The organism is Pseudomonas sp. NPDC087817 (assembly GCF_044742875.1).
In the GTDB taxonomy this organism is placed as follows: Bacteria; Pseudomonadota; Gammaproteobacteria; order Pseudomonadales; family Pseudomonadaceae; genus Aquipseudomonas.
Genome location: NZ_JBIUVJ010000071.1, coordinates 1,174 through 8,067 on the forward strand (window position 1 = coordinate 1,174; position 6,894 = coordinate 8,067).

The 6,894-nt window shown below is 58.3% G+C and carries 6 protein-coding genes and 1 pseudogene; 1 reads left to right on the plus strand and 6 read right to left on the minus strand.

What is annotated here, in order from left to right; all coding sequences use genetic code 11:
- Positions 1 to 392 (plus strand): annotated as a pseudogene (locus ACIONG_RS26365) (ribonucleoside-diphosphate reductase subunit alpha); the annotation flags it as partial.
- 1,357 nt (positions 393 to 1,749) lie between these two features.
- On the opposite strand, the gene flgE reads toward ACIONG_RS26365, so the two are convergent.
- The 6 genes from flgE to ACIONG_RS26395 all read right to left on the minus strand — a co-directional run bounded on the left by flgE (position 1,750) and on the right by ACIONG_RS26395 (position 6,888).
- Positions 1,750 to 3,084: a flagellar hook protein FlgE gene (gene flgE / locus ACIONG_RS26370; RefSeq protein WP_103304090.1), complete on the minus strand. Its 1,335-nt coding sequence runs from the start codon at positions 3,082 to 3,084 to the stop codon at positions 1,750 to 1,752.
- A 30-nt stretch (positions 3,085 to 3,114) separates the two neighbouring features.
- A complete protein-coding gene (gene flgD, locus ACIONG_RS26375; protein WP_401303629.1) occupies positions 3,115 to 3,843 on the minus strand; it encodes a flagellar hook assembly protein FlgD in 729 nt (242 codons plus the stop codon).
- Between the two features lie 15 nt (positions 3,844 to 3,858).
- Positions 3,859 to 4,302 (minus strand): flagellar basal body rod protein FlgC, encoded by a 444-nt coding sequence (gene flgC / locus ACIONG_RS26380; protein ID WP_003227217.1) that lies wholly within the window; start codon positions 4,300 to 4,302, stop codon positions 3,859 to 3,861.
- A 3-nt stretch (positions 4,303 to 4,305) separates the two neighbouring features.
- On the minus strand, positions 4,306 to 4,713 hold the full coding sequence (gene flgB, locus ACIONG_RS26385) for a flagellar basal body rod protein FlgB (protein WP_053122819.1): 408 nt from the start codon (positions 4,711 to 4,713) through the stop codon (positions 4,306 to 4,308).
- A 368-nt stretch (positions 4,714 to 5,081) separates the two neighbouring features.
- On the minus strand, positions 5,082 to 5,909 hold the full coding sequence (cheR, locus tag ACIONG_RS26390) for a protein-glutamate O-methyltransferase CheR (protein WP_401303632.1): 828 nt from the start codon (positions 5,907 to 5,909) through the stop codon (positions 5,082 to 5,084).
- 46 nt (positions 5,910 to 5,955) lie between these two features.
- Positions 5,956 to 6,888: a chemotaxis protein CheV gene (locus ACIONG_RS26395; protein WP_103304087.1), complete on the minus strand. Its 933-nt coding sequence runs from the start codon at positions 6,886 to 6,888 to the stop codon at positions 5,956 to 5,958.
- Positions 6,889 to 6,894: the final 6 nt, after the last annotated feature.

Genomic DNA, 6,894 nt, shown 5'->3' on the forward strand with positions numbered 1-6,894 from the left:
TTCAGCAGATCGAGCGCATCCCGCAAGAACTCAAAGAGCTCTACGCGACTGCCTTCGAAGTGGACACCAAGTGGATCGTTGACGCCGCCAGCCGTCGTCAGAAGTGGATCGACCAGGCTCAATCGCTGAACCTGTACATCGCTGGCGCCTCGGGCAAGAAACTCGACGTGACCTACCGCATGGCTTGGTACCGTGGTCTGAAAACCACTTACTACCTCCGCGCCCTGGCCGCGACCAGCACCGAGAAGTCGACCATCAACACCGGCAAGTTGAACGCTGTTTCCAGCGGCGGCAACCACGGTGACGATTCGGTTCTGGCCGCTCCAGCCGGTCCGGCGCCAGTGCCAAAGGCTTGCGCGATTGACGAGCCGGATTGCGAAGCTTGCCAATAAGCTGAGCACTTTCAGGTGCCGAAAGACACCTGAATGAAAAAAGCCCCTGACTGACCTCTGGTTTGTCGGGGGCTTTTTTTTGCATCAGTGTTGAGCCAGATAGATCTGGGCTGGCTGACTGGCCGCCGTCGCTGGCAGCGAGCAAAGCTCCCACCCCTTCTGCTGTCCACCACTCGACGGGATGAGCGTCGGCTCGACAGCAGCTCTTGATATTAGAGGCCGTTTGGGGGTTTGGGGTTTGTGAGCATATCCGTTGCTGCGGGTGTTGCGGATTAGGGTTCCGCCCTTACGGCGGGTCACTTTTGGCAAACGCCCCAAAAGTAACCAAAAGGGCTGCTCCCTGACGTACGGCACTTCGCCTAGGCTCAGTGTTCCCTCGCTACGGTGTCCATCCGGGGGCATCGCCTCCGGTTTGCTTCGCTGCACCTCCTCTCGATGTGTTTGGCTTCGCCAAACGGCGCTGCGCGCCTACCCCGGATGAACACCTCCGCTCGGCCTGCCGATGGGCCTGAAGATCAAGAGCAGGATCAACAGCCAAAGCCAAAGCCAAAGCAGATCAAAAAATTGCAGCCTTCGGCAGTGCCTACAAGGAATGAGTACACCCGCCAGAGCTTGGTCGACTGTCAGGTCGCCATCGCTGGCAAGCCAGCTCCCACAGGGGTGAAGTACAACCGACAGAAACAGGTCGGCTGTCAGGCCGCCACTACTGGCAGCCAGCTCCCAAAGGGGTGGAGTACAACCGACAGAAACAGGTCGGCTGTCAGGCCGCCATCACTGGCAAGCAAGCTCCCACAGGAGTGGAGTACAACCGACAGAAACAGGTCGGCTGTCAGGTCGCCATCGCTGGCAAGCCAGCTCCCACAGAGGTGGAGTACAACCGACATAAACAGGTCGGCTGTCAGGCCGCCATCACTGGCAAACCAGCTCCCACAAGAAAATGAGTACACCCCCGCACGCGGCGCATGCCGCCCCACTCAACACAATGAGCGTTAGCTCGAGTACCGCTCTTGATCTCAAGCGCCCGTCGGAAGGCTGAGCGGAGGGATTGATCCGGGGTGGGAGCGCAGCGACCGTTTGGCGCAGCCAAACACATCGAGAGGAGGTGCAGCGCAGCAAACCGGAGGCGATGACCCCCGGATCGATCCCGCAGCGAAGGAACCCGAGCCACAGCGAGGGCCGTACGTCAGGGTAAAGCCTTTTTGGTTACTTTTTCGGCGTCTGGAAAAAGTGACCCGCCGTAAGGGCGGAACCCTAAGCAGCCGTTACCGCAGCAACGGATATACCCCCAAAACCCAAAACCCACCCCAAAAAAAAGCCCCTCAAAAAGAGGGGCTCCTTGAACAACCAAAAACCCGAATCAGGTCATCTGAATGATGGTCTGCATGATGGTGCTCTGAGTCGAAATAGTCTTCGCGTTCGCCTGATAGTTGCTCTGCCCCTTGATCAGATCAACCAGCTCATTGGTCAGGTTAACGTTCGACTCTTCCAGCGAGTTAGACGCGATCGAACCCAAAGTACCGGTTTCCGGCGCATCGTAACCCGGGATACCCGAAGCGAAAGTCTCCTTCCAGCTGGTACCGCCAATCGCCTGCAAGCCCTGTTCGTTGGTGAAGCTCGCCAACGCAACCTGGCCGATGGCCTTGCTCTGGTTGTTGCTGAAGTTGGCGAACAACGTACCGGTGCCGTCGATGGTCAGGTTAGTGATCTGGCCAGTGGCGTAACCATCCTGAGTCGGGATCGAACGCGCGGTATCAGCGTTGTACTGAGTGGTCTTGGCCATCGAAATGGTCACGCCCTTCGTGTTCGCCGCTGCGCCGTTAGGCACAAAGGCGCCGTTGATCACGTTGCCCGGTACCCAGCCTTTGAGCGTCAGGTCGCTGCTGATGATCGGCTTCGTGGCATCCGCCGGATTTGGCGTGCTGACCTGAAGCAAGTTGCCGGACGAATCGAATGTCAGTGTCGAAGCAACCGGATCGACCTTGGTTGGATCGCTACCGGCTGCATCCGGGTTACGACCATCTACCAACGTGTAAACCTTCCAGGTGTTCTCGCCGGTCTTGACCATGTACTGATCCATGACGTGCGAGTTGCCCTGCGTGTCATAGATCGGGGTGCTGAAGCTCTTGGTGTATGTCTCAAGCTTGCTCGGATCAAACTTGACGGCGGTGGCGCCCGTATCAACGATCACCGGTGCCTTCGAGTTCAGGTTGATGCTCGAAGTCACCAGGGAAGTCGACTTCGGCGCCAGGTTCGAGGTATCGATCTTCAAATCGGTCAATACGCCGTTGATGATCTTGCCGTTGGCATCCACACCGTAACCCTGCAGACGCGAGGTGTAGTCGGTGTTGGTGATGTAACCGGCGTTGTCGACCTTGAACGTACCGGCACGGGTATAGGAAATCGAACCGTTGTTGCTCATGGTGAAGAAGCCGGAACCGTTGATGCCCATGTCCAGCACGTTACCGGTGTTGTTGATGTCACCCTGGGTGAACTGCTGGGAAACGTTGGCCAGGCGCACGCCGTTACCGATCACTTTGCTGCCGCTACCCAGGCGAGTGGCCGAGTAAACGTCTTCGAATTCTGCACGGGACGATTTGAAACCGGCGGTCGCGACGTTGGCGATGTTGTTGCCGGTCACGTCCAGTTGCTTGTTGGCTGCATAGAGACCGCTAAGGCCGATATTGAAAGACATATTCCACTCCTTTGTGCCGGTTAGTCGGCTCTATATACCAATGGTTTGTACTTTGGACAGGGCAACGGTGCCCTTGCCAGCGAGGTTGAGCATCAGCTCGCCACCGGTCTGGCTGATGGTCACGCTGCTGACCGTGGCTGGCAGGTAGGTCGCCAGGTCCGTCGCGGTGCCATTGATCGGCGCACTGGCCTTGAAGGTGTAAGTTCCGGCAGGCACCAGCGCGCCGTCCTTGTCCTTGCCATCCCAGGTGAAGCTGGCGTTGCCGGCCGCGCGACTGCCCAGATCGATGACGCGTACGGCTTTGCCATCCTTGTCGGTGATGGTCACGGTGCCGCCAGCGATGGACGTCGACAGGTTCAACGAACCGGTAAGGCCTTTGCTCGGATCATCGAGTTGCGCACTGTTGGTCTGCACGATCACGTTGCGACCCACCAGCGAAGATGCCTGCAACGCTTGCGAAGAGTTGTAGTTGCCGGCCAGGCCACTCACGGTGGAGTTCAGCGTGGTGATGCCTTCCAGGCTGCTGAACTGCGCCAACTGCGCAACGAACGCGCTGTTGTCTTGCGGATCGAGCGGGTTCTGGTTTTTCAGCTGGGTAACCAGCAGTTGCAGGAACGCATCCTTGCCCAGCGCCTTGCCGCCAGTGGCGCTGTTGGTGGCCGAGGCGATGCCACCCGTGGTCGTACTGCTCGTTTTTTTCGAGGAGTTCGCCAGGATGTCCTTCAGGCTCAGGGTGCCGGTGGAATCGGTAACACTCATGACAGTCGCCCCTTATTACTGACCGAGGGTCAGCACCTTCTGCATCATGGTTTTGGCGGTGTTCATCATTTCGGCGTTGGTCTGGAACGACCGGCTCGCGGAAATCATGTCAGCCATTTCTTCCACCACGTTGACGTTCGGGTAGTAGACGTAGCCCTTGGCGTCGGCGGCCGGATGGTTCGGCTCGTAACGCGCTTCGAGGTTGCTCTGGTCTTCGACCACGCCGAGCACCTGCACGCCTTGACCGGCGGCATCCTGGCTCTGGAACAGCGAGTTGCTGCCGCTGTTCTGGCCACCCTGGAACATGGTGGCGAACACCGGGTGACGGGCGCGATAGGTCTGGTCGATGCTCGACGAGACGGTCTCGGCGTTGGCGATGTTCGAGGCCACGGTGTTCAGACGCGTGGTCTGTGCGCTCATGCCGCTGCCGGCAATGTTGAAAACGCTGGACAGGGACATGGATTACTCTCCGCGCAGGGCTGACACCAGCCCTTTGAATTTGCTGTTGAGCAGGGTGAAGCTGGCCTGGAAGCCAACGGCGTTTTCCGCGTAGTTCGACTGTTCCAGTTGAGCGTCCACGGTGTTCTGGTCGATCGACGGTTGCATCGGCGTGCGATACAGCAGCGATTCGTCGCCATTGCCCAGACCTTCAGCCTCGATGTGACGGCTGTTGGTCATGTTCAGGGCGATGGTGCCGTTGGCGTTCTTCTGGGTCTGTGCTTCAAGCACTTTGGAGAAGTCCAGATCCCGAGCCTTGTAGTTCGGGGTATCGGCGTTGGCGATGTTGTTCGCCAGGACTTCGGCACGCTGGGCGCGGAAGCCAAGAGCCTTTTCGTGAATGCCGAGCGCTTTATCGAAGCTGATGCTCATGTCGGGAACCTTCGGGTGAACGGTTTTTCGTAACTGAGCTTTAGCAAGCGCCGTGCCAATGCGAGAAACGCCCGAAAACCGGGGGGTTGCGCGGTGCCGGCAAAGCGGCAATGCCAGAAAAGCGGCAACCGGTTTCCGCCGCATGCCGCTTTTCTGCCGCTTGCCTACGTTCTATCAGCCAACACTGAACCCTGTGGGAGCGGGCTTGCCCGCGATGGCGGTATGTCTGGTTAATTTAAATCGACTGACACGACGCTATCGCGGGCAAGCCCGCTCCCACAGGGTTTTGCGGTGATTCCGCCCTAAACGCCAGACACAAAAAAACGGGAGGCCTTTAGGGCCTCCCGTTTTTTGTGTTGCCGATGCAATCACTTCGCCTGGTAAATGATCCCCGGGCTGCACTGGACCATCTGGTAATGATCCGGCAAACCGTTCAGCGCTTCGGAAGCGCCAAGGAACAGATAACCGCCCGGCTTCAACGTACTGTGAATGCGCAACAGGATGTCTTTCTTCACCTCGGCGGAGAAGTAGATCAGCACGTTGCGGCAGAACACGATGTCGAACTTGCCCAGGCTTGCGTAGCTGTCGAGCAGGTTGAACGAACGGAATTCCACCCGGTTCTTGATCGGCGCCTTGATCACCCAGCGCCCCGGCCCTTTCGGGTCGAAGTAACGCTGCAGGCGTTCCGGCGACAAACCGCGACCGATCGCCAGGCTGTCGTACTCGCCAGTCTTGCAGTTGGTCAGCATCAGGCCGGACAGGTCAGTCGCAACAATCTGCACGCCCATCTTCAACTGACCGAGGTTGCTGCGCTCGAACTCGTCGATCGACATCGACAGCGAATACGGTTCCTGACCCGACGAGCACGCCGCCGACCAGATCCGCAGACGCTGGTTGGGACTGGCCTTGATCGCCTCGGGCAGCACCTTGTTCTTCAAGACTTCAAACGGATAGGTGTCACGAAACCACAGGGTTTCGTTGGTCGTCATGGCATCGACCACCTGCTCGCGCAAACCGCTGCGCGGCTGGGTCTGGATGAGCTGTAACAGCTCTCCCAGGGATTTGATGCCTTGCTGCTCCATCAGTTTGTTGAGACGGCTCGAGACCAGGTACTGCTTGTTTTCACCGAGCAAAATGCCACAGGCTTTTTCCAGGAATACCCGGAACTGTTCGAAATCCAAATTACCCGTAGACAATGATGCCGCCTCTTAAATCGTGTTGACCGCCAGGGGCAAAAGGCCCCTAGCTGATATCTGCTGCTTTGATCCGGTCGACTACCCGGGATGCCAGGTCATCAGGACGGAATTTGGCCAGGAAGTCATCAGCACCGACTTTCTTGACCATCGCCTGATTGAATACCCCGGACAACGAAGTATGCAGGATGATATGAAGCTTTTGCATGCGCGCGTCGCCGCGGATCTCCGCCGTCAGGGTGTACCCGTCCATCTCCGGCATCTCGATGTCGGAGATCATCATCAGGAACTCTTCTTCCGGCTTCTTGCCCTCGTCGACCAACTTGCGCAGGTAGTCCAGCGCCTGCTTGCCGTCGTTCAACGCCACCACTTCGACGCCGATCGTCTGCAGACAACGCGTGACCTGCTTGCGCGCCACCGACGAGTCATCGACCGTCAGCACCCGCAGCGACAACGCCTTGGTCTGGGTCTCGACATCGACCACGCCGACCGAAATCGCTTCCGGCGTCGGTGCGACTTCCGCCAGCACTTTCTCGACGTCGATGATTTCGACTAACTGATTGTCCACCCGAGTCACAGCGGTCAGGTAATGATCGCGACCGGTACCCTTGGGTGGTGGATGAATCTCTTCCCAGTTCATGTTGACGATGCGCTCCACCGAGCGGACCAGGAAACCCTGGGTCTTGGTGTTGTACTCCGTGATGATCACGAACGGGTTTTTCTTGTCTTTCAACGCACCCGAGCCGGTGGCCATTGCCAGATCAAGGATCGGAATGGTCGCCCCCCGGATATTCGCCACCCCGCACACGACAGGACTGGACTTGGGCATCAACGTCAGTGACGGGCATTGCAGCACTTCCCGCACCTTGAACACGTTGATGCCGTAGAGCTGCTGACCGTCGAGACGGAACAACAACAGCTCCAGGCGATTCTGCCCTACCAGTTGCGTGCGCTGGTTCACCGAATCCATTACACCAGCCATGCCCAG

What these genes read in the sequence shown, in the direction of transcription:
- flgE (WP_103304090.1), bottom strand. Translation starts at nt 3,084, where the DNA reads ATGTCTTTCAATATCGGCCTTAGCGGTCTCTATGCAGCCAACAAGCAA.
- flgD (WP_401303629.1), bottom strand. Translation starts at nt 3,843, where the DNA reads ATGAGTGTTACCGATTCCACCGGCACCCTGAGCCTGAAGGACATCCTG.
- flgC (WP_003227217.1), bottom strand. Translation starts at nt 4,302, where the DNA reads ATGTCCCTGTCCAGCGTTTTCAACATTGCCGGCAGCGGCATGAGCGCA.
- flgB (WP_053122819.1), bottom strand. Translation starts at nt 4,713, where the DNA reads ATGAGCATCAGCTTCGATAAAGCGCTCGGCATTCACGAAAAGGCTCTT.
- ACIONG_RS26395 (WP_103304087.1), bottom strand. Translation starts at nt 6,888, where the DNA reads ATGGCTGGTGTAATGGATTCGGTGAACCAGCGCACGCAACTGGTAGGG.